Raw genomic sequence first — 24,618 nt, forward strand, 5'->3', positions numbered from 1 at the left:
AAAAATTAGAATTTAAAAATGAGCCGGTAGCTATCCATCCGTTGCAGGCAGAGAAGGGATTAGACAGTCATTTTCTAATTTCTCACTTTTCATTTTTAATTAAGTCGGAAACGATACTAGCCGAGAGCAGGCAGAGCGGAATGCCGCCGCCGGGATGCACCGAGCCGCCGCAAAAGTACAGCCCTTTCAGCCGCCGCGAAAAATTGGGGTGGCGCAGAAACGCCGCCAGCGTGTTATTACTGGAGCTGCCGTACAAAGCCCCCCCAAACGAGGAGGTGCGGGCCGCAATGCCCGGCGGGTCCCAGACGTGCTCGGCCCGGATGAGCGGCCCGATATCGGTACCCAGCGCCTGGCTTACCCGGCGCAGCACGGCCGCGCGGGTCTGGGCCACCAGCGCGGGCCAGTCCTGCCCCTGGTCGTGGGGTACGTTCACCATCACAAACCAGTTTTCGTGGCCTTCGGGCGCATCGGTGGGCGTGTGGCCGCTCGTGATGTTGACGTACACCGTGGGGTCGGGGCTGATGGTTTGCTGCTGAAAAATGGCTTCGAACTCGCGCTTGTAGTCTTCGGAGAAGAAGATGTTATGCACGCCCAACTCGGGAAAGCGCCGGGCCACGCCCCAGTAAAAAATAAGCGCCGACGATGACCGGGGCTGACTGAGCGTGCGCTCGGGCGCGGGCTGGGTGGGCAGCAGGTGGCGGTAAGTGGGCACCACATCCATATTGCTCACCACCTGCCCAAACGGGTACGTATTCTGGTCGGTGCGCAGGCCGGTTACGCGGTCATTTTCGGTGGTTATTTCGCGTACCGGCTCGTTGTAGCGAAACTCCACGCCCAGCTCCTGGGCCAGCCGCACGAGGCTTTGAGCAATGGCATAGATGCCCCCCTCGGGGTAAAATGCCCCAATGCCATGCTCCAGGTGCGGAATCATGCTGAGCGTGGCGGGGGCCTGGTAGGGGTCGGAGCCGTTGTAGGTGGCAAACCGGTCGAAGAGCTGCACCAGCCGCGGGTCGTCGGGGAAGGCGGCCTCGTGGCGCTGGTGCATGGTGCTGGTGAGGCCCAGCTGGGGCAGCACGGCCAGCGCCTTCAGCACTTCGGGACTGAGGTAGGTGCCGGCCTTGTGCAGGCTTTTCTGCAGAAACGTACCTGCCGTGGCGTCGTAGGCCCGGCCGCTGCGCGCCAAAAAGGCACGCACGTCGGCGGCCGGAGTGCCCAGCTTGGCTTCCACTTCGTGGGCAAATTTGCCCGCATCGGCCCAGGCCGTAACCCGGGTGCCGTCGGCGAAGAAGTACTCGGTAATCGGGTCGAGGCGCTGGTAGCGGAAGTAGTCTTCGGGCCGGCGGCCGGCCAGCTTAAACAGCTCATCCACAAGGTGCGGCAGCGTGAACAGCGAAGGTCCCCCGTCGAAGCGGTAGCCGCCGGGCAGTTCCAGCTGGTGCATCTTGCCGCCGAAGCTCTCCTGGGCCTCGAACACCACCACCCGGTGGCCCTGCACCGCCAGGCGCACCGCCGTAGCAATGCCACCGATGCCGGCCCCGATAATGGCAGTTGTTTGCATGTTGTTTTGAGCTGTTAGCTGGTAGGGGCGGGGCTTGTCCCCGCCCGCCATTAAACGGTTTGGTAATGGGTCGTTAAACAAAGCCAAACGGAACCGTTGAGCGGCGGGCGGGGACAAGCCCCGCCCCTACCTGTTCAACATAGTTCTTCCCAAACCCCTACTCCACAGCCAGCACCAGCCCTTTCAGGTAGGCGCCTTCGGGATGGAAGAGGCTTACGGGGTGGTCGGCGGGCTGAGTGAGGCGGTGCAGGATGCGGGCGGGGCGGCCGGCCTCGATGGCAGCGGCCAGCACTGCGCCCTCGAACAGCTCGGGCGACACCACCTGCGAGCAACTGAAGGTGAACAGCAATCCGCCGGGCGCAATCTGGCTGATGCCAGCCGCGTTGAGGCGCTTGTAGCCCATCAGGGCGTTGTGGCGGGCCGAAAGATGCTTGGCAAAGGCGGGCGGGTCGAGCACGATGAGGTCGTACTTTTCGTCGCGGTGCTGCTTCATAAAGCTGAACACGTCTTCGGCGAAGGCCTCATGCTTGTGAGCCAGGCCGGTGAGCTCGGCGTTGCGCTCGGTCAGCTCAATGGCCCGCTTGCTGCTGTCGACGGAATGCACCAACTCGGCGCCGGCCTGCAGGGCGTAGGAGCTGAAGCCGCCGGTGTAGCAAAACGTGTTGAGTACCCGGCGACCGGGCGCGTAGCGGGCCAGCAGGCTGCGGTTGTCGCGCTGGTCGATGAAGAACCCGGTTTTCTGGCCCGTTTCCCAGTCCACGGCAAACGGGTGGCCGTTTTCGTGCACGATGTGCTCCTGGCCGCTGCTTTCGCCCAGTAGGTAGCCATTTTGCGCGCCCGGCGCGGCCTTGGCGGGTACGGTTTCGGCGCTTTTATCATAAATGGCCCGCAGTCCCGGAATCACGGCCTGCAACGCCGCGGCAATCAGCGGGCGCGATTGGTACATGCCCGCGCTATGGGTTTGCACCACGGCCGTGTCGCCATACACGTCGATAATAAGGCCGGGCACGCCGTCGCCCTCGGCGTGGGTGAGGCGGTAGACGTCGGTATTGCCGGTGCCGGTGAGGCCCAGGCCCTGGCGCAGCTGGTAGGCGTTTCGTAGGCGGTTTTCCCAGAACGCGGCGTCGGGCAGCTGCGCATCGGGGCCGAAATCGAGCAGGCGCACGGCAATGGAGCCGGGCGCATAGTGGCCCACGCCCAGCACCTCGCCGTTGGCGGCGCGCACCGTTACGGGCGTGCCCTCAGTTACCTCGCCTTCCATCCGGCCAATGGCCCCCGAAAATACCCACGGGTGGCGGCGGCGCAAGGATTGGTCTTTTCCGGGTTTGAGCGTAACGGTGGCCATATTTCTGAGCTGTGAGCTATCAGCGGCTAGCTGTTAGCTTTCGTGTAAGAATTGAATTGGTGTTTCTTCAAAAGAACTGCGCAACGGGTGGCCGGCAAGCTTTCCTATCGAAACGAAAGCGCAAAGGTACGCCCGCCCACGCCGCCACTCCTACCGAAACGGGTCGATGTAGGCCACCAGCACCGCCAGCGCCGACAGGCCCAGCAGCACGGCCCACACCGGGCCACCCCAAATCAGCAGGCCAATCAGCGAAATCGGCCCAACTACCAGCCCCAGCACCCCCAGTACCGTGGTACCCAACCCTACTTCAGCCACGGCCTGTACGCCATCGGTGGTGCCTGCGCGGCGCCTTACCGGCTGCAATGCGGCCCCATAAGCTAACCTACCCATCTGCGGTAGCCGCTTCGCCAAGTGTTTCGGGGGCACCGGGCTCCTATGGGCGGGCGCCCGCCGTACCAAACGGACAGCAACGGATGGCCGGGCGACGGGGGCCTCAACCTTTGCGGCGGCCGGTACGGGCGCTACGGCGGGCGGCGGCTGGGTGGCCGCCGTTGGGCGGGGCGCGTGGGCTACTGCCGGGCCGGGCCGGAACTGGTAGGCCGACTGGCCGCTACGACAGCCGCCGGCCGCGGCCAGCAGGCCGACTGCAGCGCAGCAGGAGATGAGAAAACGGCGGGCAGAAGCAGCAGAAGAAGGCATAGGTGTCGGGCTGAGGGGCGGCAAGATACGCGGACCGTTGGGCCCTATACGGCAAGCTGCCCACCCGCGCTGCCCGGCAGCCGCCAACGCCACCGTTATTCGGCGGCAGGCACCCCGAACCAACGCCGGTAAATGGGCCGGCGCCAGGCAAACTGCGCCCACACGGCCGGCCATAGCAGCCGGTCGAGCAGAGGCGAGGCAGTGCGGTATTCCAGATCTTCCACGATGTAGGTGCCGCCGCCGGGCGCTGGCTGCATCAGGTGCCTGTGCTGCCAGTAGCGTAGCGGCGCGGGCAACTGGTCGCCCTCATCCACGAAGTAGTAGGTGCCATTGGCCGTGATGCCGTTATCGGTAATGAGCGAAGTCCAGCCCTGGCGCAGCGGGCCGGCACCCAGCTCCAGGTGCACCTCGTCGCCGCGCCGGCAACCATCGAAGCGCAGCAGCTTAAACGGCGGAATCGGCGGAGCCAGGGCCAGAAACAACTCGCGGGTGAAACCCTCCCAGACGTCGGCGGGCGCGGCGGCTACATGGGTACGCAGGTATACGTTCATAACAGCCTAACCTGATGATTGGGACGCGGGTTTTGGTTGTTTGGCGCGGCTACATTTCCAGCTTCAGGCCCAGGGCCAGCGTGGCAATATCGGTGAGCGAGAGAGCCCGACGATTGAGGTAGTAGCTAACGCCGTACAGGTCGTTGGTGGCCAGCTCGTAGTAGGCCGTGAGGCGGCGGGCGCGGCCGTTAGCGGCATCGGGCAGCGCGTAGCTCAGGCTGCTGCCCAGTACCGGCCCCACGCGCACAGTGCGCGACCACCAGTAGTAATCGTCGGGGTATTGGCCCTCTTTGCCGGCGTTGCGCAGCCCAAAGGTGTAGCTGCCATAAGCGCCCACGGCCAGCGGCGTGAGAGCCAGCCCGGAGCCACCCAGCGGCAGCTGCCAGGGAGCAAATTTCACCTTAACAGTGGCAATAGTGAGAGCCGTACCCGCATGCCGGGCCGGCACATAGCCCACCAGCGCATCGAGGTCGAGGCGACGACGGGCGAAGCTCAGGCCGCCGCCCAGGCTCAGCATACCCACCCCGCCGCCGGTTTGCAGCAGCAGGTGGCGCGGCTGATAGTGAGCCACCCCCGGTCGGGCCGGCCGTGCAATGTTTGGAGTAGCCGGCACCACGGCCACCGCCACCGAATCGGCAGAAGCGGTAGGGCCGCTAAGATCAGGGGTGGTTGGTGGAGCGGCTAAAAGCGCCGCCAATAGGAAGGTCGGGGCCATCAGAAAGACACTTGTTTGAGCCGGAACTGCTTGTCGCCAAACACCGTCACGATGAGGTACTTTCGCTTCTCGAAATCGTAGGAGTTAACGTAGGTAACGCCGTCGTTGAACGGCTGGCCCACGCTGTAATCGTGGCGGTGGCCGTTCATTTCGAATACCAGACTGGACGTTTCGCGCAGGGTTCCGGCGTAGGCGTCGCGCAGGTTCGGGTCGAAATCACCATCCTGGGGAGGTACGTGGCTGATGACCACCGAGCGGCTGGCCCCGTTCAGGTCGGCCAGCTGGCCGCGCAGCCAGGGCACGTCGGGCACCCGGCCATTGAAGTTGTACTCGCGGCTGTTCGTGTCAATCAGCACAAATTTTGTGTCGGCGTACACAAAGGAGTAGTTCAGAGGGCCAAATATTTCCTGGTAGGCCTCGCGGCCGTTGGCAACGTGGTCGTGGTTGCCGATGACGGTCAGGTAAGGCATTTTCAGCTTGCGCAGCTCGTTGTCTATCCAGCGCATTTCGCGGCCCAGCCCGAAGTCGGATATGTCGCCGCTAATCAGCATAAACTGCACACCGGGCTGCTGATTGACACTGCGCACCAAGTCCTGGGCATCATCGTAGAACCGCTGCGAGTCGCCGCTAAACACGAAGCGCAGCGTGTCGCCGGGGGGCAGGGGCGCAGCAATCAGGCGGGCCAGGTTTTTGGCCGTCAGGTCTTTCTGGTCGGCGCGGGCGCGGTGGTCGTTGGGGCTGAATTCCACCAGTTCGCAGGCGCTCAGGCCGGCGGCCAGGGCCCCAACGAATGCGTTCCGCAGAAAGGAGGAAGAGAAAAAAGGAAACATGCTGGTTGGTTGATACGCATCCCGGGCCGCAAAACGACAACCGTTGCACGACGGGCGGAGTTGTATACCCTTTACAGCACCTCTTTGTTAAGCTCCAAACCTGTATCAGACCTGGTAAACCGATGTTCAGACTGTCTCGTTTCCGGCATAAAGCCTCATTGCACCCAATTGGCCGTGCAAAACCAAAGCCCCGGATAGGCTGAAGAAAAGTTGAGTTTCTGTTATTTTTTCCTGCCGCTCTGTGCTGGTTCGCTGGTGCATACGGCTGGCGGCACCAGCAACAGCCCAGTTCCTGACAGATCAAGCCGTTTGCTGCCAAACCTTTTAGCTTTGTGCTGCATTTATTAGTTTTCTTCCTTCTGATTTTTATTGCCGGATATGGCCAAGATAAAAACCCTGTATTTCTGCCAGAACTGCGGCGCGCAGTCGGCCAAATGGATTGGCCGCTGCCCCAGCTGCGGCGAGTGGAACACGTATGTGGAGGAGGTAGTTACGAAAACCGACCCCAACACGGCGGCCAACGCCTGGAAAGCGTCCTCGTCGGTGGGTGGCACCTCCAAAACGGCCAAACCCAAGCCGCTGGGCGAAATTATTTTTGAGGAAGAGTCGCGCCTCGATACGCACGACGACGAGCTGAACCGGGTACTGGGCGGCGGGCTGGTGCCCGGCTCGCTGGTGCTCATCGGCGGCGAGCCAGGCATCGGCAAAAGCACGCTCATGCTCCAGATTGCCATGCAGCTCAACGGCCTGCGGGTGCTGTACGTGAGTGGCGAGGAAAGCGAGCAGCAGATCAAGATGCGGGCCGAGCGCCTGGGCCGCCAGCAGCCGGGCCTGTACATCCTCACCGAAACCAACACTCAGAACATCTTCCGCCAGATCGACCAGCTCCAGCCCAACGTGGTGGTGGTCGACTCCATCCAGACGCTGCACAGCTCCCTGGTCGAGTCGGGCGCGGGCTCGGTGAGCCAGGTGCGCGAGTGTACCGCCGAGCTGCTCAAGTACGCCAAGGATACCGGCGTGCCGGTGCTGCTCATCGGCCATATTACTAAGGATGGCTCCATTGCCGGCCCCAAAATTCTGGAGCACATGGTGGATACCGTACTGCAGTTTGAGGGCGACCGGCACCTGACTTACCGCATTCTGCGCACGGTAAAAAACCGCTTTGGCTCAACTTCCGAATTGGGCATTTACGAGATGCAGGGCGCCGGGCTGCGGCAGGTAAGCAACCCCAGCGAAATCCTGCTCAGCCAGCGCAGCGAAATCCTGAGCGGGCTGGCCATTGGGGCTACGCTGGAGGGCAACCGGCCACTGCTGGTGGAGGTGCAGGCCCTGGTAACGCCGGCCACCTATGGCACTCCGCAGCGCTCGGCCACCGGCTTCGATGGCAAGCGCCTGCAAATGCTGCTGGCCGTGCTGGAGAAGCGCAGCGGCCTGCGCCTAGGCCAGCACGACGTGTTTTTGAACATTGCCGGCGGCCTGCGCCTCGAAGACCCGGCCTTGGACTTAGCCGTGTGCGCGGCCGTAGTCAGCTCGCTGAATGATGTACCCATCCGGGGCGAAATATGCCTAGCTTCGGAGGTAGGCCTGAGCGGAGAAATAAGGGCCGTGAGCCGCCTCGACCAGCGGCTGGGCGAGGCCGAAAAATTGGGTTTTGCGGAAATGTACATTTCGCAGTTCAATGCCAAGGGCCTCGATTTAGCCCGCTACGGTATTCGGGTGCATCCGGCGGGCCGGCTTGATGAGGTACTGACGGGCTTGTTTGGCTGACCCGGCCCCATAGCGCGTCTGTCGGCTGCAGCTAAACCAACTACAACACGGTTATAAAAATCCTATATTTTCCGGAGTCGGTACCGCTCAAAATCGAACACGTACAAAACTTTGGCTGTTTTGCCTGACCCGGCAAAAAAACTACTCTGTGCTGTTGGCCGTTGTGGTTTATTCCAACGTATCTTCGATTTTGAAATTGACTTTTACCGCGACCCATCCGCTTCTCTATCAGGAGTGGGCCACCGGTAGCCAGCCTCTTGTTTTCGCCCGATGACGCATCGTTTTTCGCTTCTTCCGATTACCGTTTGGGCCGCCCTGTTGCTGGTACCATTCTTTGGGCAGGCCCAGGGCACCGTGGTGCTCACAGGCAAGGTAAGTGGCCGCCTCAGCAGTGATACGGTAGCAGTATCGGTGCGCGAAAACCCGCTGGAGGCCCAGGAGCAAATCACGTACGCCCGCGTTGATAGCAAGGGCGAATTTCGGCTGGCCCTACCCGTACAGGGCCCCACCCGCGCCGAGCTGGTGTACGCCGATGATGTAACGGAGCTGTTTGTGGAGCCCGGCAACCAGCTCGACGTACGCTTCAAGAGCAACGACCTGGCAGGCACTGTTCGCTATAAAGGCCGCGGAGCCGAGGCCAATGCCTTTCTGGCCGAGATGGAAGCCAAATTCGTGGAAAACGAAGGTTTCCAGGTACTGCCCGACAACATCATGTTTTATGAGGTGCCGTTCCTGGAGTTTCTGGACTACCGCCGCAAGGAGGAGTTGAAATTCCTGGAGGCTAACGCCGACGGCCTCAGCCAGGCGTTTAAAGACTTCGTACAGGCCCGCATTACCTACAGCTATGCCAACGACCGGCTCACGTTTCAGGACCTGCGCGAGCAGGTGGTAGCCACCGAGGGCCGACTGAAGATGTCGCCTACTTACTACGACTTTCTCAACGATAAAAGCCTGATTGAGAATGCCTCGGCCAGCCGCAACGGCCTGTACCAGGAGTTTCTGCTCAATTACATTCACCACCTAGCTACCAGCAGCGGCAAGCAGCGCACCGACCCCGATTTCTACCAGAAGTGCTACGAGCTGGCCAGCCAGCGACTCAGCGGCTCCATCAAGCCCATCGTGCTGGGCCGCATCCTCAAGGAGTCGTTCCGCTTTGGCCACATCAAGCAGTCGGCGGCTATGCTGGATGAGTACCGCGCCGTAGACCCGAAAAACCAGTATTATCCGGTGCTGAAAGCCGATTTCGAGCTCCATAAAGAATTCGCCATCGGTGCCCCGGCGCCCAATTTCCGGCTGGTTTCGACCACCGGCGATACGACCAGCCTGCGGCAGTTTGCGGGCAAGCTGGTGTACCTCAACTTCTGGCGCACCACCAGCGGCCTGGCCCTGCGCGACCTGCCGTACGCCGCCGACCTGGCCAAGCGTTTCGAGGGCAAGAACATTGTGTTTCTGAACGTGGCGCTTGACGAGAATGAGGGTGCCTGGAAGCAGCTGGTTCTTACCAAGAAACTGCCGGGCACGCACGTGCGGGCCGGTGGAGGCCTGCGCTCGGCCGTGGCCCGCTCCTACGGCGTGCAGGATGTGCCCACGTATTTCCTGCTGGCCGAAGACGGCACCTTCCTCAACACCCGCCCCAAACGCCTGAGCAGCCGCGCGGCCGTCGACGAAATCAAGGAGTCGTTTGGCAAGGCGAACACCTACAGCAGCACGCTGGAAAAAAAGTAGCTGGGGTTAGTACGGAGTAGCGAGTAGCGAGAAGTGAGACGCTCGTGCAGGCACCCTGGAAAGCAGGGAAGTCGGCACGAGCGTCTCACTTCTCGCTACTCACTACTCCGTACTAACTTCTACGCTCCGGCCCCTATCTTCCCGCCATGTTCTTCCGCCGCCGCCCTGCGCCTGCTGCCGTTGTGCCGCCCACCGATGCGGTGCTGCTGGCGCGCTACCGTGCCTCGGGCGACGTGCACGATGTGGGGATGCTATACGAGCGGCACATGGTGGCCGTACTGGCGGTAGCGCGCCGTTATCTGCCCAGCGAGGCCGATGCGCAGGATGCCGTGATGCAGCTGTTCGAGCAGTTGGTGGAGAAGCTACGGCGGCATGAGGTAGAGAACTTTCCGGCCTGGCTGCACGCCACGGCCCGCAACCACTGCCTGATGCAGCTACGGGCCCGGCTGCGGGCCGGCCCCGCGGCCGGCGGGGCGCTGGTGGTACACTTTCCCGATGCCGCCGGTATGGAATTGGCCGCTGCCCGGCATCAGCAAGACGCAGCCGACGAGGCGACCGACGCCGAGGAGCACGAACAGCAACTGCAGCGCCTCGAAAGCACCCTCGCCGAGCTGCCCCCCGATCAGCGCCAATGCCTGGAGCTGTTTTACCTCGAAAAGAAAAGCTACCGCGAAGTGGCCGCCCTTACCGGCCTCGACCTGAAGGCCGTAAAAAGCCACCTCCAGAACGGCAAGCGTAACCTGCGCCGCCACCTGCAAGCCGCCCCCGATGCCTCGTCCTAATCACCCTACGCCCGTCCCCCACTCCGCCCGGCACCTGCCGACGGAGTTGCTGCGCCGGTACGTGGCTGGCGAGCTAAGCGGCTCCGAAGAGCACGCCGTGGAGGCCCACACCCTCGAATGCCAGCAGTGCGCCGAGGTACTCGAAGGCCTGGAAATGCAGCCCGCCGCCGTTACCGATGCCAGCCTGGCCCATTTGCGCCAGCGGCTGCACACCCGCGTGGTTGAACTGGCTGGGGAGGCCCCCACCGAAACCGTAGTGCGCCCCCTGTGGTGGCGGCCCCTGGCAGCGGCAGCAGCGCTGTTGCTAGTGCTGGGCACCGTGGCCTGGCTGGTACTGCGCCCGGCCGTCCGGCCCGAAATGGCTGTGCATTTGCCTCAAACTGCAGTAAAACCCCGCGGTAGTATGGCCCCGGCAGTTGCTTCTACTGAACCGGCAGTTAGCGTGGCTGCGGCCCCCGAGGTAGCAGTTGTGCTGCCACCTACCCGGCCACCCCGGCCAGCGTTGGCAACTGTACCGGCAATCAAATCGGCGGCCCGTACAAAGCCCGCCCAGGCAACTGCGGCTACGGCTACGCCTGAAGCAGCCGATGTAGCCAACCCTCCGAATACCGCGGCCATTTCGGCTGCGGTAGCTGCCGCCGCCCCTCCAGACACCGCGGCACTGGCGTCGTATGCGGCCGCCCGGAGCCGGACGGCTTCCGCCGGCCAGCTGGCTGCCAACGCCCGCACTGCGGAGCCACCCCAAAAAGCCCAAGCTTTTCGGGCCGCAGCTTCGGTGGCGCACCCAGGGCGCACGGTGCAGGGCCGCATTGTGGATACGGCCGGCCAGCCCCTGCCAGGCGCAACGGTGCTGGTGCCCGGCACTACTACGGGAACGAGTACGAATGCCGACGGTAAGTTTGCCCTGACAGTGCCGCCCGGCAACCGGCAGCTGGCTGTCAGTTCCATTGGCTACACCACCCAGACGCGCTTTCTGCAGCCCACCGACTCGACCCTGACCCTGGCGCTGGCCCCCGACACCAAACAGCTTAGCGAGGTAGTGGTGGTGCGGCGCGAACCACCGCCCGGCCTGCCCAGCCTGGGGCCACTGCCAGCCGGCGGCTACCCTGCCTTTCAGCAATACCTACGCGACAGCCTCAACTACCCCGAAAAAGCCCGCGACCGGAAACTGGAGGGTACTGTACGGCTGCAATTTGTGGTAGGTACCGACGGCCGGTTGTCCGACATCAAAATTGTGCGCCGCCTCTCGCCCGAGTGCGACGCGGAGGCCGTGCGGCTGCTGAAAGAAGGACCTCTTTGGTTTCCGGGAGCCCAGAACGGCCGCCGCACAGCCCGTAAAGTTGAAATCAACGTGCCCTTTTCGTTGGAGAAGTAGCCCCTTAGAAGTCAAAGAGAAAAAGTAAANNTTACTTTTTCTCTTTGACTTCCCTAAAAAACTACCCGCTGTAGCCGCCGCCGCTTTCGGGGGCGGTGGCGCTGCCGCCGGCTTTGTCGGGCGTGGGCAGGTCGGGCTCGGTTTTTACCTGCACGTTGCTGTAGTCGGGGGCGCCGTTGCCCTCGGTGGGCACGGGCGTGCCTTCGTCAGAGCCGGAGTCGGAAGTGCCGGAGTCGGAAGCACTGCCGCTGGGGCGGTCTTTGGGAGCCTCCTTGTTTTCGGTGTGCGGCGGCGTAATGGCCGACGGCTGGTTGGTGGTCGGCTGGTGGCCGGGCGTGGCCAGAGCGTCGGATTCGTCTTCGAAAGTCTTTTTCATGGGATGAGGTACTGCTGAATAGAGTAGAAACGCCGGAGCCAGACTGGTCCCGTGTCAGGAGGTTCTACGAGGATGAGGCGCGGGTGGCCGGTTCTTTTTTTATAGGCTTCCACTGGCCTGGCAGGCGCACGAAGGGCATTTTTGGGCGACTCGCGCCGGGCTGTGTACTTTTGCCCCAGGGCTTTCCCTCATGTATCACCTTTCTATTGCTGATTATGACCCAGTTCCGCCAGGAAAAAGACACGATGGGCACCGTGCAGGTACCAGCCGACGCCTACTACGGCGCCCAGACCCAGCGCAGCATCGACAACTTCCAGATTGCCCAGGACATCAACCGGATGCCCAAGGAAATTATCCGCGCCTTTGCTTACCTCAAAAAAGCCGCCGCCCTCACCAACCAGGAAGCCGGTATCCTCGACGCCGATAAAGCTGCCCTGATTGGCCGCGTGGCCGACGAAATCCTCGAAGGCAAGCTCGACGACCAGTTTCCGCTGGTGGTGTGGCAAACCGGCTCGGGTACCCAGAGCAATATGAACGTGAACGAGGTAATTGCCTACCGCGGCCACGTGCTGCAGGGCGGCAGCCTCGCCGACGAGAAGAAGTTTCTGGCCCCCAACGACGACGTAAACAAGAGCCAGAGCAGCAACGACACCTTCCCGACGGCCATGCACATTGCGGCCTACAAAATGCTGCTGGAAATCACCATCCCCGGCATCGAGAAGCTGCGCGACACGCTGCGCGCCAAAAGCGAGGAGTTCATGCAGGTGGTAAAAATCGGCCGCACGCACCTGATGGACGCCACCCCGCTCACCGTAGGCCAGGAGTTTTCGGGCTACGTAAGCCAGCTCGACCACGGCCTGCGCGCCATCAAAAACACGCTGGCCCACCTGAGCGAGCTGGCCCTGGGCGGCACGGCCGTCGGCACCGGCATCAACACGCCCGCCGGCTACTCCGAAAACGTGGCCCGCCACATTGCCCAGCTCACGGGCCTGCCCTTCATCACGGCCGAAAACAAGTTTGAGGCTCTAGCTGCCCACGACGCCATTCTGGAGTCGCACGGCGCGCTGAAAACAGTGGCCGCTTCGCTGATGAAAATCGGCAATGACATCCGGCTGCTGGCTTCGGGCCCGCGCGCCGGCATCGGCGAGCTGTACATCCCCGACAACGAGCCCGGCTCCAGCATCATGCCCGGCAAGGTGAACCCCACCCAGTGCGAGGCCCTGACGATGGTAGCGGCCCAGGTAATGGGCAACGATGTGGCTATCAATATCGGCGGCATGAACGGCCATTTCGAACTGAACGTGTTCAAGCCGATGATGATTTACAACTTCCTGCACTCGGCCCGCCTGATTGGCGACGCCTGCGTGAGCTTCAACGATAAGTGCGCCGTGGGCATCGAGCCGCTCAAGGCTAACATTAAGAAGCACGTAGACAGCAGCCTGATGCTGGTAACGGCCCTCAACCCGCACATCGGCTACTACAAAGCCGCCGAAATTGCCCAGACGGCCCACAAAAACGGCTCGACCCTGAAAGAAACCGCCATCCAGCTCGGCTACATCACAGCCGAAGATTTTGATGCCTGGATGAAGCCCGAGGAGATGGTAGGCATGTAGAAACGCAGGCGGTGGAGGTCGGTGTAGGGACGGGGCTTGTCCCCGCCCGCCGTTGAACGATTACTAAACCAAAGTTGCAAAAAACTATGTAGGGGCGGGGCTTGTCCCCCCCCGCCGTTGAACGATTAAAGTTGAACGATTCCCGTTGCAACGGCGCGAACGGCGGGGGACAAGCCCCGCCCCTACACCGACCTCCACAGCCCAAGCTGACCGGCGTTTCAGTTGTCCGGCCCAAAGCCGCCGCCCCACATGGGGTGGCGGCTTTCGTTTTTGCCCCCATCGTCGCGTTATCCGTAAATTGCTGCTATGGATTTCACGCACGACATTATTCTGGAAAACGAGCGGGTGCAACTCCGCCCCCTGGCAACGACTGACTACGAGTCGCTGCTGTCGGTAGCCGCCGACCCCGAGCTATGGGCCTATACCCTCACCCGCGCCGACGATGCCATTGGGCTGGCCGCCTACATTGCCCAGGCCCTCGACGGCCGCGAGCGGGGCCTGCGCTACCCGCTGCTCATTATTGATAAACAAACCGGGCTGGCGGCCGGCAGCACCAGCTTTTACAACGTCAGTGCCGAGGAAGCGCGCATCAGCATTGGGTACACTTGGCTGGGCACCGAGTTTCAGCGCACCGGCCTGAACCGGGCCTGCAAGTACCTCTTGCTGCGTTACGCCTTCGATGTGCTGGGCTGCGAGCGGGTAGAGCTGGAAACCGACGCCCGCAACACCAAGTCGCGCGAGGCGATGCGCCGGCTGGGGGCCACCGAGGAAGGCACCCTGCGCAGCCACCGCTACACCCAGGGCGGTGTGCGGCGTGACACGGTCATTTTCAGCGTCATCCGCCCCGACTGGGACGAGCTGCGGGCCCGCGTGTTCCGCCAGACCGATGACGACCGTACCTAAGCTGCCGCCGCCCGCCGCCGGCTCCGGGCGCCCCACAGTGCTGCAGCGGCGAGCAGCCAGCTTCGGCCACGCGGTGCGGGGCGTGGGGGCAGCCCTGCGCACCGAGGTGCACCTGTGGTTTCATGCTGCCGCCACAGCTGTTGTGCTGGGGTTGGGGCTGTACTGCGGGCTGGCGCGCTGGGAGTGGGCGGCCGTGGCCCTGAGTGTGGGTGCGGTGTGGTGCGCCGAGCTGCTGAACACGGCTATTGAGGCCTTCGTCGACTTGGTGTCGCCGGAGTACCACCCGCTGGCGGGCCGCGCCAAGGACGTAGCCGCCGGCGCCGTGCTGGCAATGGCCCTGGCCGCGCTGGTGGTAGGTATGCTGGTGTTCGGGCCGTATTTTTTTTAGGCGTTAGCAAGGACGGTCATTCAGAGCATGCTGCGCCTTCCGGATTCCAGTTCCGGCCAACGAACTACGGCGGGGCTTCGTACCATGGCTGGGACGCGCGGCGGCTTACCGGCAGTTGCTGGCAAGGGCCGTTTTTCCGCCGCCCACTGCCTGTATGCGAACCTCTTTTCTGCTGACGGCCGGCCTGGCGGCGGTCCTGTTTACCACTACCACGGCCTGCCAGCGCGGCGTAGCCCTCACCACGCCCACCGATCCACCGCAGTCGGGCAACGCCAACGGCGTATCGACGCCCGCGCCCACCAGCGCCAACACCATTGAGCCCTCGCCCAACCCCGAGCCGGCCTTCAGCACGGCCAAGCGCCCGGCCTGGCTCGAAGACAAGATCAAGGCGCACTTTGAAGCCAAAAAGGCCAACCCGCCCATTCAGGTATACAGCTACCAATACAAGGGCGCCACAGTGTATTTCGAAACGGCCGGCTGCTGCGACCAGTTCAGCAACCTGTATGCCGCCGATGGCAAGCTACTCTGCCACCCCGACGGTGGCCTGACGGGCAAGGGCGACGGACAATGCCCCGACTTTACCAAGGCCCGCACCGAGGAGCAGCTCGTGTGGAAAGACCCGCGGTAACTTTCCGTAGCGCCACAACCGGCAACAGGTGAAGCGGGATGCTGTAGTTTTGTGTCCTCCCCACTTTTATCTACTCCGTGCGGCCGGGTTGCAACTTCCCCGGCTTCCATCACACTTCCAGCAACATGATTAATACCATCGAAAAGCTCGGCGCCTACAACGTGTGGGCCAACGAAACGCTGCTTGCCCACCTCGACAGCCTGGTGGCCCAGGGCGCTACGCTGCCGGCCGGTGGCATGCGCATCTACAGCCACGCCCTCAACGCTCAGTCTATCTGGCTGGCGCGCCTTACCAATACAGCCAGCCCCGTAAAAGTGTGGCAGGAGCACGACCTGGCCGGCCTGCACCACTGGCACGAGCAGACCTCGGAACGTTTCCATCAGTACACCCAGCAGGCCGACGAAACCGAACTGAACCGCCTTATCACGTACACCAACTCGGCCGGCGACGGTTTCACGAGTCAGGTTTCCGATATCCTGACGCACATGCCCATCCACGGCAACTACCACCGAGGCCAGGTGGCCAAAGAGCTACGCGCCGCCGGCTTAGAGCCTATCAATACCGATTTTATCACCTACTGCCGCGAGCTGTCGGCGAAGGCGGCCGCCGCCGATGTGCCCACCCTGTAGCCCAGCCCGAGCGGCCCACGTACAGGTGGCAGCAAGCAAACGCAAAACCCTTTCGGGCGGCTCGGACAGCCAACCGAAAGGGTTTTACGTTTGTTAGGCAAAACCTCCGTAGCAGTTGCTACGCTCCTGTTTCCACTCCTCGTCCCTTCCCTCCCATGCCCAACCCTCCTACTCCGGCCCAGCCGCCCGTGCTTAGCGCCGAACGCCTTGCCGCCGCCTACACCTATGCTCAGTACCGCCAGCTGATTGATGAGCTGATGGCCAAGGACCAGACCACCGGCGAAACCCAGTCGCCCGAGCTGACGGCTTACGCCAAGCTCAACATCCAGCGCATGCAGCGTCTCGATAAGAAAGCGGAATTGCTGCCCGAGCTGCAGCAGGCGCTGGAAGCCCTGGAGCGCAATTATGCCTGGCTGATTATCACGGAAGGCTGGTGCGGCGACGCGGCTCAGATTGTACCCGTACTCGAAAAAATGGCGCAGACCAGCAACGGCCGCATTAGCACATACTACTTGCTACGCGATGAAAACCTGGACCTGATGGATCAGTACCTCACCAACGGCGGCCGCGCCATCCCGAAGCTGCTGGTGCTGCACCCCGATACCCGCACCGAAGTAACCAACTGGGGACCGCGCCCTGCCGAGGCCCAGGACCTAGTTCTGGAGTTGAAGGCAGCCGGCGTCGACCACGACCAAATGGCCGAGAAAGTCCACGGCTGGTACGCCCACAATAAAACCCAGGCCATCCAGCACGAACTCCTGACGCTGGTGCGTGGGCTATAGGTGAGATGGTGAGTTGACGTTCGAGATGCCTGATTGCGCCACTTGCGCAGGTAGGGCCGTTTGAACGTCATCTTACCAGTTTATCTTACCGCAACCGGTCCATACTGCGAACCAGCCGCTCGTCGCGCCGGATGAAGCGGCTGGCCAGCAGATTGAGTATCAGGGCCAGTGTGGGCAGGTAGAACCCGGCCTCGAACGTACCGATGAGCTTGATATTGAGCAGTTGCTCGCCCTGGCTGGAGTAGTAGAAGTTGGCGGCAATGGTGCCCACAATCAGTAGGAAGTTGACCATGCCCAGCTTGAGCTGATTGAAGCGGTTGCGGAACTGGAAGATGGAAAACAACGCCACGGCCGCCGACGCCAAGGCCAATGCTGCAATGGCCCAAGTATTGGTAGCGCCGAGCGTGCTGCCACCCGGCGCGGCACTCGTGAAACTGAGCGTAAAGGCCGTTAGCAGCGCCGTTCCCTGGCTGGCGGGGTCGGTTTTAGTCCAGATGGGTACCACCAGTACGCTAAGCATGGACAGGGCCAGCAGTAGCAGAAATACGCTTTGGATTCTTTGTATCATCTTTGTGGATTGACTTTTCGGCTGACTAAAAACGCCCCTGCGGGACGACAAAAGTAGCCAACTGCTACCAGAAAAACAGGAATCATCTCTATGCCTACCGCCTATATCGTGGACGCTGTCCGCACTCCCATTGGCAAATTCGGCGGCGCGCTCAGCAGCGTCCGCCCCGACGATATGGCCGCCCACGTTTTGCGTGAACTGCTCCGCCGCAACCCCACCCTCGACCCCAGCGCCATTGAAGATGTGATTCTGGGCGCTGCCAACCAGGCGGGCGAAGACAACCGCAACGTGGCCCGCATGGCCGCGCTGCTGGCCGGCCTGCCCGTTACGGTGCCCGGCAATACCGTCAACCGTCTGTGCGCCTCGGGCCTGCAAAGCATTATGGATGCCTCGCGCGCCATCCGGGCCGGCGAGGGCGACGTGTACCTGGCCGGCGGCACCGAAAGCATGACCCGCGCCCCCTTCGTGATGGCCAAGTCGACGACGGCCTTCGACCGCGACTTTACGGCCCACGATACCACGCTGGGCTGGCGCTTCGTCAACCCCAAGCTCTCAAAGCTGCACCACCCCTACGCCATGGGCGAAACGGCCGAGAACGTAGCCCGCCAGTACAACGTGAGCCGCGCCGACCAGGACCAGTTCGCCTTCGACTCGCAGCGCAAGTACCAGCGCGCCTTCGAGAAGGGTCGTTTCCGCCGCGAAATCGTGCCCGTATTCATTCCGAACCCGAAAGGGCATGCGGCCCTCTTCGATCAGGATGAGCACCCGCGCCTTTCTACCCTCGAAAAGCTGGCCACCTTGCGGCCTGCCTTCCAGGTAGATGGCAGCGTAACGGCCGGCAACTCGGCCGGCATCAACGACGGGGCCGCTGCCCTGCTGATGGTGAGCGAGGAAGCCCTGAAAAAGTACGACCTCAAGCCTATGGCCCGGGTAGTGGCCTCGGCCGTTACCGGCGTCGACCCCGCCTACATGGGCATCGGGCCCATATCGGCCACCCGCAAGGTGCTGGAGCGCGCCGGCCTCAGCATCGACGACATCGACCTGTTCGAGCTTAACGAAGCCTTTGCCGCCCAGGCCCTGGCCTCCATGCGCGAACTGGGCATTGACCCCGCCAAGGTGAATGTAAATGGCGGCTCCATTGCCATCGGTCACCCGTTGGGGGCCAGCGGCACCCGCATAACGGCCACGCTGCTACACGAAATGCAACGCCGCGAAAACATCCGCTACGGCCTGGCTACCATGTGCGTGGGCGTTGGCCAGGGCGCGGCCATCATTTACGAGAAGCTGTAGAAGGCCTGTAGCGCGAGCCGCAGGCCAGCAACGCTAAGCTCCGGCTTTGTTTCGCTGGCCTGCGGTTCGCGTTACAGCTTATATTCCCCCTCAAATATGCCCGACCCGCTGCTGAACCCGACGCTAGAGCTGCCCGGAGTACTTAAGACCCGGCTGCGTCCCTGGACGTTTGCCGACGCGCCGGCCCTAGTACGCCATGCCAACGACGAGCGGGTGGCCCGCCACATGCGCGACACGTTTCCGTACCCGTACTCGGCCAGCGACGCAGAATTCTTTCTGTGCCTAGTAGCTGACAGCGCCCGCGACCTGTTTCTGGCTATTGAGGTGGATGGCGAGCCGGTGGGCAGCGTGGGGGTCCACTTCAAAACCGATGTGCGCCGCCAGTCGGCTGAAATCGGTTACTGGCTCGCTCCCACTCATTGGGGTAAGGGCTTGGCCACGGCCGTCGTACGCAGCACCTCGGCCTACGTGCTGGCCAATTTTGAGGTCTGCCGGCTTTACGCGGTAGTATTTGCCAACAACCCTGCTTCGGCGCGGGTGCTCGAAAAGGCCGGCTACGAGTTCGAAGGCCGCCTGCGCCGCAACGTCATCAAGAACGATGAGGTGCTGGATTCGCTGCTATTCGCCCAAGTAGTCTAAGTTTTGAGTTGTTAGCTTCCGACCGAACAACAATCTCACAAAAAAAGCTGACAACCGTCAGCTAATAGCTACCAACTCAAAACATGCGTTATTTTCTGCACCTGGCCTACGACGGCACCGAGTACCACGGCTGGCAGATTCAGCCGGGCGTGGCTACGGTGCAGCAGGAGCTGGACCGTTGCCTGAGCCAGGTGCTGCGCCAGCCGGTGTACTGCCTAGGCAGCGGCCGCACCGACTCGGGCGTGCACGCCAGCCACCAGGTAGCGCATTTCGATGCCGATGTGCCCGAGAGCCTCGATTTGCCTACGCTGCTCTACCGCCTCAACCGGGCGCTACCCACCGGCATCCGGGGCCAGGTGCTGCACCCGGTGCCCTCCGACGCCCACGCCCGCTTCGCGGCCCGTGCCCGCACCTACGAGTACCACGTGCGCCTCATCCCCGACCCGTTCGCCACCCGTTTCAGTCTCTACCTCGACCGCGCCCCCGACCTGGAAGCCATGAACGAGGCGGCCGCCATGCTGGTCGGCACCCACGATTTCACCAGCTTTTCGAAAGTAAAAGGGGCCGAAAAGCACTACAACTGCACCTGTTTCGAGGCCGGCTGGCACCTGGAGCCGGGCGGGCTGGTGTTCCGCATCCGGGCCAACCGCTTTGTGCGCGGCATGGTGCGGCTGGTGGTGGGCACGCTGCTGAGCGTGGGCCGGGGCAAGCTGAGTCCGGCCGAGTTCGGGGCTATTTTTCGCAGCCTGAGCCGGGTGCATGCCAGCGGCGCGGCCCTGGCCGGCGGCCTGTTCCTGTGTCGCGTCGAGTACCCGGCTGAGCTGGTGGATGAGGCGCTATTGCCAACGGGGTTGCCGTATTTCAAAGGTCAGTAGAGTGATATTTGGTGCGCGTGCCCCTAATATCCAGATTACACCACCTCAAACGTTTCTTCTATGAATTGGGAGCAGTTAGCTAGAAGTATTTATTATCGCGATGGTTCGTGAACGGTTAGACCTTTCTGGGTATCTAGCCGTATGCCCTATTATGCAACCTTACTCGCTTGATTTACGCACCCGGGTGGCCGCCGCCTGCCGCGAACCGAAAGCTCGCCAGACGCAGGTCGCCCAACGCTTCGGCGTGAGCCGCTCGTTCGTGCGCGACCTGTTACGACGTGAGCGGGAAACCGGCTTACTGGCTCCTAAACCCGCTAGCGGGGGGCCTGCGCGCCTACTCTCGGCCGACGACCAGGCCTGGCTCGTGGCCTACGTGGGCCAGCACGCCGACGCCACGCTGAGCGAACTGGGCGCCGCCTGGCAGGCCCACTCGGGCCGGTCTGTCTGTCAAACCTGCATCTGGGACGTGCTCAATGAGCACGCGCTGCGTCGTAAAAAAAAGTCTGCACGCCACGGAACGTGACACGCCCCGCGTGCGCACGGCCCGCGCCGCGCATGTGGCTAGCGTCTGTACCCGTCCCGACGTGGCCCGCTTCCACTTCCTGGATGAAACGGCTCTTCGCCTGGATTATAGCCGCCGCTACGCCCGGGCTCCGGGTGGGCAGCGGGTGGGGGGAGGCGTTCCATTGAATCGGGGCAAAGCCCTGACGTTGATCGGGGCCCTGTCAGTGAAGGGCTTAGGGGCGGTGCAGGTGCTCGATGGGGCGCTTACCCAGCACCGCTTTGCCTGGTATGTCACCCACTGCCTGGCCCCGACGCTGCGGCGGGGCGATGTGCTGGTGCTCGATAACGCATCGGCCCATAAACTTAGTGGGGTAAAACAGTGGCTGGCCGGGCGGGGCGTGGAACTGCTGTTTCTGCCGCCCTACTCGCCCGACTTCACCCCCGTCGAGCAGGCTTGGAGCAAGCTCAAAACCAAGCTACGGGCGGCACAGGCCCGCACCCGCGAGGCGTTAATCGACGCGCTGCAAGAGGCCGTCAGCTGGATTACCAGCGCTGATGCGCTCGGGTGGTTCAACCACTGCGGCTATCACGTCGCACAAGCGTAAAGATGGGCTAGATGTTCACGAAACCGCTATATTATCGCGATGGTTCGTTACGGGATATTTTCATTTTTAATACAAGCCGAGATGATTGGGCTAAATGGGCCGAACTAGTAAATTCAGAATATTCGGTAGAATACAAGTATTACGATACCGATAAAACAGAAACTGCAATTGATATAGCCAATGTTTTTGCTGTGTGGGACGGTCTTTCTGAGCAATATGCACGTGCATCAATCAATGTCGGCGGCTGTATTGTGAACTGCTTTTTCTTTGTAGAAAATGAGTTGGACAATGATATAGCGCCAAAGGAAATTCACAGCATCGAGGAGCATAACGCGCTTATGCATTATTTGCTGCAGGTGTCTGCCCTATTGCAAAAGCCCGTTGTTCTCACGCCAGAATTAACCCCGGAAGAAATTTTGTTGATAGCCATTAATGGGCAGATACAATACCCCAAGGTGAGCCCGTAAGATTCTTCATTCCTCCTCTATAGCGATTTCGCGAACAGTTTATCCCATCATTGGGCGGGTTGGGTATGATAGCCGCAATGGTCAAACCAGTTGCGCGCATCCTGGCTCGTAATCCAGCTGATGGCCTGCTGCACGGCGTGCTCGAGCGCCTCGCGGGTACGGGCCTGAGCGGCGCGCAGCTTGGTTTTGAGCTTGCTCCAGGCCTGCTCGACAGGGCTGAAATCAGGCGAGTAGGGAGGCAAAAAAACCACTTCCACACCCCACTCGGCCAACCAGTCGACCACGCCAGGCAGTTTGTGCACCGATAAGTTGTCCAGCACCAGCACATCGCCCCGCCGCAACGTAGGGGCCAGACACTCGGTCACGTACCAGGCAAAATTCACGTAGTTCAGGCCGCCCTCCAGCAGTTGCACCGCCCCCAGGCCCCGCACCGACAACGCCCCGATCAGCGTCAACGAGCGGCCCCTGGTCAGCGGCACGGGCTGGCCCACGCGCTGTCCGCCTTTCGCCCGGGCATAGTGGCGGCAATAGTCCAGGCGCAGGCCCGTCTCGTCGAGAAAATGGAAGCGGGCCACATCGGGCCGTGTACAAACGGTTTCAACGTGTTCGGCCCGCGCCGCGCGCACGCGCTCGGTGTCGCGCTCGGTGGCGTGCTTACTTTTTTTTTCGGCGTAAGCCGTGCTCGTTGAGCACGTTCCAGATGCTGGTCTGGCCCACCGGGCGGCCAAACTCGGCCTGCCAGGCGGCGTTCAACTCGGCCAGCGTGGCATCGGCGTGTTGGCCTACGTAGGCTACGAGCCAGGCCTGCTCGGCGGGCGAAATGAGGCGGGCCGGGCCACCGCTGGCCGGCTTGGGGGCCAATGAGCCGGTGACCCGCTGCTGGTGGCGCAACTTTTTAATGAACGAGACACTCACGCCGAAGCGCTCAGCGACCTGCTGCTGGCGCGAGCCGGGCTGCGCACAAGCGGCGGCCACGCGGGTGCGTAAATCAAGTGAGTAAGGTTGCATATCTTACCCTACGCAAAGCAGCAGAAAAGGATAAGCTGTCCGTGAAACCGCTATAGGCGCATCATAATCCTAATAACGTTCACTTCCAACTCCTGGCTTCTAACTTCTAGCTCCTTCTTGGAGTTACCTTTGCATTCCCGTAGAAACCACGAATGGAGCAAGCTAAACCCGCCACCAAAACCGGCAACGTATTCGATTGGCAGGTACTGCGCCGCCTGATGAAATATGTGCGCCCGTATCGGCGCGTCTTTTATTTCCTGATTTTCCTCACCGTTGCCACGGCCGCGTTGGGCACGCTGCGCCCCTTCCTGATTCAGCAGATGGTGGATGTGAGCATCGAGCAGGGCGACTTGTCGGGCCTGAACCAGATGTTCGGGCTGCTGCTGGTGCTGCTGGTGGGCCACGCCGTTGTTAGCTACCTGCAAACCTACTTTGGCGGCTGGCTGGGCCAGTACATCGTGCGCGACATCCGCGTCGACCTCTACCAGCACATCCTCGACCTGCGCCTCAAGTTCTTCGACCGCACCCCCATCGGCCAGCTCGTGACGCGCAATATCTCCGACGTCGAAACCCTGTCGGACGTGTTCAGCGAGGGGCTGGCGGCCATGATTGGTGATATTTTGCAGCTCGTGTTCATCGTGAGCTTCATGTTTTACATCGACTGGCGGCTCACGCTCATCAGCCTGTCGGTGATTCCGCCGCTGCTGTTCAGTACCTACGTGTTCAAGGAGAAAATCAAGACCTCGTTTCAGGAGGTACGCACGGCCGTTTCCAGCCTCAACTCATTTGTGCAGGAACACCTGACGGGCATGAACGTGGTGCAGATTTTCAACAACGAAGCCCGCGAGCAGCGCAAGTTCGAGGCCATCAATCAGGAACACACCCGCGCCAATATCCGCTCGGTGCTTTACTACAGCATCTACTTCCCGGTGGCCGAAGTGCTGGCCGCCGCCGGCGTGGGCCTGCTGGTGTGGTATGCCGCCCAGGGCCAGATTGAAGGCACGATTTCCAAGGGCGCGCTCATCGCCTTCATCATGTACAACGCTCTGTTCTTCAGGCCCATCCGCCAGATTGCCGACCGGTTTAACACCCTGCAGCTGGGCCTGGTGAGCACCGAGCGCCTGCTCAAGCTGCTCGACAGCAAGGAGCTGATGGCCGACAACGGCACCTACACGCCCGAGCAGCTGCGCGGCGACGTGCAGTTCGAGCACGTCTGGTTTGCCTACAACGACGAGGACTGGGTGCTGCGCGACGTGAACTTTGATATAAAAGCGGGCCAGACCTACGCCTTCGTGGGGGCCACTGGGGCCGGCAAAACCAGCATCATCAACCTGCTGAGCCGCTTTTACGAAATCAACAAAGGCACCATCAACATCGATGGCCACGACCTGCGCGACTACGACCTCAAGGACCTGCGCCGCCACATCGGCGTGGTACTCCAAGATGTGTTTCTGTTCGCTGGCACCATTCGCGACAACATCACGCTGGGCAAAACCGACATCACCGACGCCCAAATCTGGGAGGCCGCCGACCTGGTGGGCGCCCGCCGCTTCATCGAGCGGCTGCCCGGCGCCCTCGATTACGCCGTGATGGAGCGCGGCGCTACGCTCTCGGTGGGCCAGCGCCAGCTTATCAGCTTCGTGCGGGCCATGGTGTACCAGCCGCGCATCATCATTCTCGATGAAGCCACGTCGTCGGTCGATTCGGAGACGGAGGAGCTGATTCAGCAGGCCATCGAGAAGCTGATGCAGGGCCGCACCAGCCTCGTTATTGCTCACCGCCTGAGTACCATTCAGAAAGCCGACCAGATTATCGTGCTCGACAAGGGCGAAATCAAGGAATCGGGCACCCATGAGGAGTTGCTGCGCCACCAGGGTTTTTACGCCAACCTCTACCAGATGCAGTACGCGTAGGTTTGAGCCGAAAAGAACGTCATGCAGAGCGCAGCGAAGCATCTCGCGTGCTGACGTTGCAACAGTAATTCTGACGTCAGCAC

27 protein-coding genes are annotated in these 24,618 nt (G+C 62.0%); 17 read left to right on the plus strand and 10 right to left on the minus strand.

Annotation, left to right across the window (positions count from 1 at the left end):
- Nucleotides 1-82: 82 nt before the first annotated feature.
- The 6 genes from crtD to J7E24_RS01680 form a co-directional block, all read right to left on the minus strand.
- The gene (crtD, locus tag J7E24_RS01655; protein ID WP_215134459.1) at nucleotides 83-1,558 is read right to left on the minus strand and encodes a 1-hydroxycarotenoid 3,4-desaturase CrtD; all 1,476 of its coding nucleotides are present in this window, start codon (nucleotides 1,556-1,558) and stop codon (nucleotides 83-85) included.
- Nucleotides 1,559-1,715: 157 nt separating this feature from the next.
- Nucleotides 1,716-2,903 (minus strand): class I SAM-dependent rRNA methyltransferase, encoded by a 1,188-nt coding sequence (locus J7E24_RS01660; protein WP_215134461.1) that lies wholly within the window; start codon nucleotides 2,901-2,903, stop codon nucleotides 1,716-1,718.
- Nucleotides 2,904-3,053: 150 nt separating this feature from the next.
- The gene (locus tag J7E24_RS01665) at nucleotides 3,054-3,602 is read right to left on the minus strand and encodes a hypothetical protein (protein ID WP_215134463.1); all 549 of its coding nucleotides are present in this window, start codon (nucleotides 3,600-3,602) and stop codon (nucleotides 3,054-3,056) included.
- Nucleotides 3,603-3,697: 95 nt separating this feature from the next.
- Nucleotides 3,698-4,153 carry an SRPBCC family protein gene (locus J7E24_RS01670; protein ID WP_215134465.1) on the minus strand — a complete coding sequence of 152 codons (456 nt, stop codon included), beginning with the start codon at nucleotides 4,151-4,153 and terminating at the stop codon, nucleotides 3,698-3,700.
- Nucleotides 4,154-4,202: 49 nt separating this feature from the next.
- Entirely contained in the window at nucleotides 4,203-4,868 is a 666-nt protein-coding gene (locus J7E24_RS01675) for a hypothetical protein (RefSeq protein WP_215134467.1), read from the minus strand.
- Nucleotides 4,868-5,698 (minus strand): metallophosphoesterase family protein, encoded by an 831-nt coding sequence (locus J7E24_RS01680; RefSeq protein ID WP_215134469.1) that lies wholly within the window; start codon nucleotides 5,696-5,698, stop codon nucleotides 4,868-4,870. The genes J7E24_RS01675 and J7E24_RS01680 overlap by 1 nt, the downstream gene beginning before the upstream one ends.
- A gap of 378 nt (nucleotides 5,699-6,076) precedes the next feature.
- Between J7E24_RS01680 and radA the strand changes: the two genes are divergently transcribed.
- The 4 genes from radA (at nucleotide 6,077) to J7E24_RS01700 (ending at nucleotide 11,347) form a co-directional block, all read left to right on the plus strand.
- Entirely contained in the window at nucleotides 6,077-7,465 is a 1,389-nt protein-coding gene (radA, locus tag J7E24_RS01685) for a DNA repair protein RadA (RefSeq protein WP_215134471.1), read from the plus strand.
- Between the two features lie 270 nt (nucleotides 7,466-7,735).
- Complete coding sequence (locus tag J7E24_RS01690) at nucleotides 7,736-9,190, plus strand: TlpA family protein disulfide reductase (RefSeq protein ID WP_215134473.1); 1,455 nt, start codon at nucleotides 7,736-7,738, stop codon at nucleotides 9,188-9,190.
- A 146-nt stretch (nucleotides 9,191-9,336) separates the two neighbouring features.
- Complete coding sequence (locus J7E24_RS01695) at nucleotides 9,337-9,972, plus strand: RNA polymerase sigma factor (RefSeq protein WP_215134475.1); 636 nt, start codon at nucleotides 9,337-9,339, stop codon at nucleotides 9,970-9,972.
- Nucleotides 9,959-11,347, plus strand: coding sequence for a TonB family protein (locus tag J7E24_RS01700; RefSeq protein WP_215134477.1), 1,389 nt, complete (start codon nucleotides 9,959-9,961; stop codon nucleotides 11,345-11,347). Before J7E24_RS01695 ends, J7E24_RS01700 begins: the two co-directional genes overlap by 14 nt.
- Nucleotides 11,348-11,408: 61 nt before the next feature.
- On the opposite strand, the gene J7E24_RS01705 is transcribed toward J7E24_RS01700, so the two are convergent.
- Nucleotides 11,409-11,723, minus strand: a complete 315-nt coding sequence (locus J7E24_RS01705; protein WP_215134479.1) for a hypothetical protein — start codon at nucleotides 11,721-11,723, stop codon at nucleotides 11,409-11,411.
- Nucleotides 11,724-11,938: 215 nt separating this feature from the next.
- Between J7E24_RS01705 and fumC the strand changes: the two genes are divergently transcribed.
- The 6 genes from fumC (at nucleotide 11,939) to J7E24_RS01735 (ending at nucleotide 16,666) form a co-directional block, all read left to right on the plus strand.
- On the plus strand, nucleotides 11,939-13,336 hold the full coding sequence (gene fumC, locus J7E24_RS01710) for a class II fumarate hydratase (protein ID WP_215134481.1): 1,398 nt from the start codon (nucleotides 11,939-11,941) through the stop codon (nucleotides 13,334-13,336).
- 306 nt (nucleotides 13,337-13,642) lie between these two features.
- Nucleotides 13,643-14,239 (plus strand): GNAT family N-acetyltransferase, encoded by a 597-nt coding sequence (locus tag J7E24_RS01715; protein ID WP_215134483.1) that lies wholly within the window; start codon nucleotides 13,643-13,645, stop codon nucleotides 14,237-14,239.
- Nucleotides 14,223-14,627, plus strand: coding sequence for a diacylglycerol kinase family protein (locus J7E24_RS01720; protein WP_215134485.1), 405 nt, complete (start codon nucleotides 14,223-14,225; stop codon nucleotides 14,625-14,627). Before J7E24_RS01715 ends, J7E24_RS01720 begins: the two co-directional genes overlap by 17 nt.
- 154 nt (nucleotides 14,628-14,781) lie before the next feature.
- Entirely contained in the window at nucleotides 14,782-15,255 is a 474-nt protein-coding gene (locus J7E24_RS17510; RefSeq protein ID WP_251046961.1) for a DUF6970 domain-containing protein, read from the plus strand.
- A 125-nt stretch (nucleotides 15,256-15,380) separates the two neighbouring features.
- Nucleotides 15,381-15,884, plus strand: a complete 504-nt coding sequence (locus tag J7E24_RS01730) for a DinB family protein (RefSeq protein WP_215134487.1) — start codon at nucleotides 15,381-15,383, stop codon at nucleotides 15,882-15,884.
- A 155-nt stretch (nucleotides 15,885-16,039) separates the two neighbouring features.
- Nucleotides 16,040-16,666 (plus strand): thioredoxin family protein, encoded by a 627-nt coding sequence (locus tag J7E24_RS01735; RefSeq protein ID WP_215134489.1) that lies wholly within the window; start codon nucleotides 16,040-16,042, stop codon nucleotides 16,664-16,666.
- 85 nt (nucleotides 16,667-16,751) lie between these two features.
- Here the strand turns inward: J7E24_RS01735 and J7E24_RS01740 are convergent, their stop codons facing one another.
- On the minus strand, nucleotides 16,752-17,234 hold the full coding sequence (locus J7E24_RS01740; protein ID WP_215134491.1) for a DUF4293 domain-containing protein: 483 nt from the start codon (nucleotides 17,232-17,234) through the stop codon (nucleotides 16,752-16,754).
- Between the two features lie 90 nt (nucleotides 17,235-17,324).
- On the opposite strand from J7E24_RS01740, the gene J7E24_RS01745 reads away from it, so the two are divergent.
- The 6 genes from J7E24_RS01745 (at nucleotide 17,325) to J7E24_RS01770 (ending at nucleotide 21,614) form a co-directional block, all read left to right on the plus strand.
- A complete protein-coding gene (locus J7E24_RS01745; RefSeq protein WP_215134493.1) occupies nucleotides 17,325-18,524 on the plus strand; it encodes a thiolase family protein in 1,200 nt (399 codons plus the stop codon).
- 96 nt (nucleotides 18,525-18,620) lie between these two features.
- Nucleotides 18,621-19,163, plus strand: a complete 543-nt coding sequence (locus tag J7E24_RS01750; RefSeq protein WP_215134495.1) for a GNAT family N-acetyltransferase — start codon at nucleotides 18,621-18,623, stop codon at nucleotides 19,161-19,163.
- Nucleotides 19,164-19,246: 83 nt separating this feature from the next.
- On the plus strand, nucleotides 19,247-20,038 hold the full coding sequence (gene truA / locus J7E24_RS01755) for a tRNA pseudouridine(38-40) synthase TruA (RefSeq protein ID WP_215134497.1): 792 nt from the start codon (nucleotides 19,247-19,249) through the stop codon (nucleotides 20,036-20,038).
- Between the two features lie 151 nt (nucleotides 20,039-20,189).
- Entirely contained in the window at nucleotides 20,190-20,561 is a 372-nt protein-coding gene (locus J7E24_RS01760; RefSeq protein WP_215134499.1) for a helix-turn-helix domain-containing protein, read from the plus strand.
- On the plus strand, nucleotides 20,512-21,147 hold the full coding sequence (locus J7E24_RS01765; protein ID WP_215134501.1) for an IS630 family transposase: 636 nt from the start codon (nucleotides 20,512-20,514) through the stop codon (nucleotides 21,145-21,147). Before J7E24_RS01760 ends, J7E24_RS01765 begins: the two co-directional genes overlap by 50 nt.
- Nucleotides 21,148-21,158: 11 nt before the next feature.
- Nucleotides 21,159-21,614 (plus strand): hypothetical protein, encoded by a 456-nt coding sequence (locus tag J7E24_RS01770; RefSeq protein WP_215134503.1) that lies wholly within the window; start codon nucleotides 21,159-21,161, stop codon nucleotides 21,612-21,614.
- A 47-nt stretch (nucleotides 21,615-21,661) separates the two neighbouring features.
- Here the strand turns inward: J7E24_RS01770 and J7E24_RS01775 are convergent, their stop codons facing one another.
- Nucleotides 21,662-22,240 (minus strand): IS630 family transposase, encoded by a 579-nt coding sequence (locus tag J7E24_RS01775; protein WP_317195607.1) that lies wholly within the window; start codon nucleotides 22,238-22,240, stop codon nucleotides 21,662-21,664.
- Between the two features lie 28 nt (nucleotides 22,241-22,268).
- Entirely contained in the window at nucleotides 22,269-22,622 is a 354-nt protein-coding gene (locus J7E24_RS01780; RefSeq protein ID WP_251046962.1) for a helix-turn-helix domain-containing protein, read from the minus strand.
- 152 nt (nucleotides 22,623-22,774) lie between these two features.
- Between J7E24_RS01780 and J7E24_RS01785 the strand changes: the two genes are divergently transcribed.
- Nucleotides 22,775-24,535 carry an ABC transporter ATP-binding protein gene (locus J7E24_RS01785; RefSeq protein WP_215134507.1) on the plus strand — a complete coding sequence of 587 codons (1,761 nt, stop codon included), beginning with the start codon at nucleotides 22,775-22,777 and terminating at the stop codon, nucleotides 24,533-24,535.
- Nucleotides 24,536-24,618: the final 83 nt, after the last annotated feature.

The organism is Hymenobacter sp. ISL-91 (assembly GCF_018613725.1).
Lineage (GTDB): Bacteria > Bacteroidota > Bacteroidia > Cytophagales > Hymenobacteraceae > Hymenobacter.

Excerpts from the sequence above, each read along its gene's own strand:
- J7E24_RS01740 (WP_215134491.1), bottom strand. The coding sequence starts at position 17,234 with ATGATACAAAGAATCCAAAGCGTATTTCTGCTACTGCTGGCCCTGTCC.
- J7E24_RS01785 (WP_215134507.1), top strand. The coding sequence starts at position 22,775 with ATGGAGCAAGCTAAACCCGCCACCAAAACCGGCAACGTATTCGATTGG.
- J7E24_RS17510 (WP_251046961.1), top strand. The coding sequence starts at position 14,782 with ATGCGAACCTCTTTTCTGCTGACGGCCGGCCTGGCGGCGGTCCTGTTT.
- crtD (WP_215134459.1), bottom strand. The coding sequence starts at position 1,558 with ATGCAAACAACTGCCATTATCGGGGCCGGCATCGGTGGCATTGCTACG.
- J7E24_RS01700 (WP_215134477.1), top strand. The coding sequence starts at position 9,959 with ATGCCTCGTCCTAATCACCCTACGCCCGTCCCCCACTCCGCCCGGCAC.
- J7E24_RS01670 (WP_215134465.1), bottom strand. The coding sequence starts at position 4,153 with ATGAACGTATACCTGCGTACCCATGTAGCCGCCGCGCCCGCCGACGTC.
- J7E24_RS01760 (WP_215134499.1), top strand. The coding sequence starts at position 20,190 with ATGCAACCTTACTCGCTTGATTTACGCACCCGGGTGGCCGCCGCCTGC.
- J7E24_RS01765 (WP_215134501.1), top strand. The coding sequence starts at position 20,512 with ATGAGCACGCGCTGCGTCGTAAAAAAAAGTCTGCACGCCACGGAACGT.
- truA (WP_215134497.1), top strand. The coding sequence starts at position 19,247 with ATGCGTTATTTTCTGCACCTGGCCTACGACGGCACCGAGTACCACGGC.
- J7E24_RS01745 (WP_215134493.1), top strand. The coding sequence starts at position 17,325 with ATGCCTACCGCCTATATCGTGGACGCTGTCCGCACTCCCATTGGCAAA.
- J7E24_RS01735 (WP_215134489.1), top strand. The coding sequence starts at position 16,040 with ATGCCCAACCCTCCTACTCCGGCCCAGCCGCCCGTGCTTAGCGCCGAA.
- J7E24_RS01715 (WP_215134483.1), top strand. The coding sequence starts at position 13,643 with ATGGATTTCACGCACGACATTATTCTGGAAAACGAGCGGGTGCAACTC.
- J7E24_RS01730 (WP_215134487.1), top strand. The coding sequence starts at position 15,381 with ATGATTAATACCATCGAAAAGCTCGGCGCCTACAACGTGTGGGCCAAC.
- J7E24_RS01780 (WP_251046962.1), bottom strand. The coding sequence starts at position 22,622 with ATGCAACCTTACTCACTTGATTTACGCACCCGCGTGGCCGCCGCTTGT.
- J7E24_RS01695 (WP_215134475.1), top strand. The coding sequence starts at position 9,337 with ATGTTCTTCCGCCGCCGCCCTGCGCCTGCTGCCGTTGTGCCGCCCACC.
- J7E24_RS01720 (WP_215134485.1), top strand. The coding sequence starts at position 14,223 with ATGACGACCGTACCTAAGCTGCCGCCGCCCGCCGCCGGCTCCGGGCGC.
- J7E24_RS01690 (WP_215134473.1), top strand. The coding sequence starts at position 7,736 with ATGACGCATCGTTTTTCGCTTCTTCCGATTACCGTTTGGGCCGCCCTG.
- J7E24_RS01665 (WP_215134463.1), bottom strand. The coding sequence starts at position 3,602 with ATGCCTTCTTCTGCTGCTTCTGCCCGCCGTTTTCTCATCTCCTGCTGC.
- J7E24_RS01770 (WP_215134503.1), top strand. The coding sequence starts at position 21,159 with ATGTTCACGAAACCGCTATATTATCGCGATGGTTCGTTACGGGATATT.
- fumC (WP_215134481.1), top strand. The coding sequence starts at position 11,939 with ATGACCCAGTTCCGCCAGGAAAAAGACACGATGGGCACCGTGCAGGTA.
- J7E24_RS01660 (WP_215134461.1), bottom strand. The coding sequence starts at position 2,903 with ATGGCCACCGTTACGCTCAAACCCGGAAAAGACCAATCCTTGCGCCGC.
- J7E24_RS01675 (WP_215134467.1), bottom strand. The coding sequence starts at position 4,868 with ATGGCCCCGACCTTCCTATTGGCGGCGCTTTTAGCCGCTCCACCAACC.
- J7E24_RS01680 (WP_215134469.1), bottom strand. The coding sequence starts at position 5,698 with ATGTTTCCTTTTTTCTCTTCCTCCTTTCTGCGGAACGCATTCGTTGGG.
- J7E24_RS01750 (WP_215134495.1), top strand. The coding sequence starts at position 18,621 with ATGCCCGACCCGCTGCTGAACCCGACGCTAGAGCTGCCCGGAGTACTT.
- J7E24_RS01705 (WP_215134479.1), bottom strand. The coding sequence starts at position 11,723 with ATGAAAAAGACTTTCGAAGACGAATCCGACGCTCTGGCCACGCCCGGC.
- radA (WP_215134471.1), top strand. The coding sequence starts at position 6,077 with ATGGCCAAGATAAAAACCCTGTATTTCTGCCAGAACTGCGGCGCGCAG.